This window comes from Bradyrhizobium sp. (genome assembly GCF_016462955.1).
GTDB lineage: Bacteria > Pseudomonadota > Alphaproteobacteria > Rhizobiales > Xanthobacteraceae > Bradyrhizobium.
In genome coordinates, this window is the sequence record NZ_JAEMSD010000528.1 from 1 (window position 1) to 1,519 (window position 1,519).

A 1,519-nucleotide genomic window follows, 5' to 3' on the forward strand; every position below is an offset into this window, starting at 1 on the left:
CGTTTTCCTGCATGATGCCCAGACGGCGCGCGACCTCGGTATAGGCCTCCACGAGGCCGCCCATGTCGCGGCGGAAACGATCCTTGTCGAGCTTGTCGTTCGACTTGATGTCCCACAGGCGGCAGGAGTCGGGGGAGATCTCGTCGGCGACGACGATGCGCATCATCTCGCCTTCCCAAAGCCGGCCGCATTCCATCTTGAAGTCGACGAGACGGATGCCGGCGCCGAGGAAGAGGCCGGTGAGGAAGTCGTTCACACGAATGGCCAGCGCCATCATGTCGTCGATCTCCTGCGGCGTGGCCCAGCCGAACGCGGTGATGTGCTCTTCGGAGACCATCGGATCGCCGAGTTGGTCGTTCTTGTAATAGAACTCGATGATCGAGCGCGGCAGCTGCGTGCCTTCCTCGATGCCGAGGCGCTGCGACAGCGATCCCGCGGCGACGTTGCGCACCACAACCTCGAGCGGCACGATCTCGACCTCGCGGATCAACTGCTCGCGCATGTTGAGCCGGCGGATGAAATGCGTGGGCACGCCGATGTCGTTGAGGTGCTGAAACAGGTACTCCGAGATCCGGTTGTTGAGGACACCCTTGCCCTCGATCACCTGATGCTTCTTCGCATTGAACGCGGTCGCGTCGTCCTTGAAGTGCTGAATCAAGGTACCCGGCTCCGGGCCTTCATAGAGAACCTTTGCCTTGCCTTCATAAATGCGACGCCGACGGCTCATGGGGATGTACCGTGTTTTGTTGAAATCCATGAATCTGGTGTGCTCCGGTTGACGAGGATTGAGACCCACAGCGGAGCTGCCGTGAACAGCCGGGAACCCATTCTTAACCATTGGAAACAGAACGGGAACCAAGCCTTCAGGCAACCTATCCGATTGGCTGTCCGAGCACAATCGATCCGGCCGTCCAGCACCAACTTATACCGTCTTGCCTGCGGCTTAACGGCCCGTTGTTTTGCCGATTCGTGCTATCTATGTAGGCAGGCAGCCGGGCCGCCGCAACGGAAGGCGCCCGCGCCATTCAGCAGGGATTTGGAACAAGGTATGAGCCAGTTCGACAAGCGCCAGGAAGGCTTCGAGAAGAAGTTCGCCCTCGACGAGGAGCAGAAGTTCAAGGCGGAGGCCCGCCGCAACCGGTTGCTCGGCCTGTGGGCGGCCGAAAAGCTCGGCATCACCGGTGATGCCGCCACGGCCTATGCCAAGGAAGTGGTCGCGGCCGACTTCGAGGAAGCCGGCGATGCCGACGTCCTGCGCAAGATCACGGGCGATTTCGCCGCCAAAAACGTCGCCGTCACCGAGCAGGCGATCCGCGCCAAGATGAGCGAGCTGCTCGCGGTGGCCGCGGCCGAGGTGAAGGCGGGGAAGTAACGCCAAGTGTCATTCCGGGACGCGCGCCAGCGCGGACCCGGAATCTCGAGATTCCGGATCGCCGCTGTCGCGGCGTCCGGAATGACAGAAAACCAAATCAACCCTCCTTGAAACCATATTCCGGCACGTTGCCGCTGGCGCCGTACT

2 protein-coding genes are annotated in these 1,519 nt (G+C 61.4%); one reads left to right on the plus strand and one right to left on the minus strand.

Annotation, left to right across the window (positions count from 1 at the left end; genetic code table 11):
* Positions 1-727: phosphoribosylaminoimidazolesuccinocarboxamide synthase (gene purC, locus JHD07_RS33510; protein WP_291629948.1), on the minus strand; the 727-nt coding region annotated here is incomplete at its 3' end.
* A 321-nt stretch (positions 728-1,048) separates the two neighbouring features.
* Here purC and JHD07_RS33515 point away from each other — a divergent pair.
* Positions 1,049-1,372, plus strand: coding sequence for a DUF1476 domain-containing protein (locus JHD07_RS33515; protein ID WP_291629951.1), 324 nt, complete (start codon positions 1,049-1,051; stop codon positions 1,370-1,372).
* The last annotated feature ends 147 nt before the right edge of the window (positions 1,373-1,519 follow it).

Bases quoted from the DNA above. Each gene is read 5' to 3' on its own strand.
- JHD07_RS33515 (WP_291629951.1), top strand. From the start codon at position 1,049: ATGAGCCAGTTCGACAAGCGCCAGGAAGGCTTCGAGAAGAAGTTCGCC.